At 64.9% G+C, this 313-nt stretch carries 1 pseudogene; it reads right to left on the bottom strand.

The annotated features are described in order from the left end of the window. Positions 1 to 313: pseudogene (locus B3D39_RS08415) on the bottom strand (dihydroorotase); the annotation flags it as partial.

The following is a 313-nucleotide window of genomic DNA, read 5'->3' as shown; positions in this document are numbered from 1 at the left end:
ATGCGGCGCGCTATCGGTGCCGAGGAAGAAATGCGGATTGCCCGAGGTCGCGGCCTCAACCAGCGCCAGCCTGTGCGTCTCGCGCTTGGCCACCGGCAGGCAGTAGTAATGCGGTTTGATCCCGCCCACGAGGATATGGTTGCGGTTGATGATCAGGTGATGCGTGGTGATCGTCCCGCCCATGTCCTCGCCCTGCGCGGCCACGTAATCCACGCCGTCTTTCGTGGTGATATGCTCCATCACCACGCGCAGCCCGGGGGTCTTGCGCCGGATCGGGTCGAGCACGGTCTCGATGAAGACGGCCTCGCGGTCG

Origin of the sequence: Thioclava sp. UBA3469, from assembly GCF_002378135.1 — a bacterium.
Taxonomy (GTDB): Bacteria; Pseudomonadota; Alphaproteobacteria; order Rhodobacterales; family Rhodobacteraceae; genus Thioclava; species Thioclava sediminum.
The sequence above is the reverse complement of the archived record's forward strand: the minus strand, read 5'-3'. Positions and strand labels throughout refer to the sequence as shown.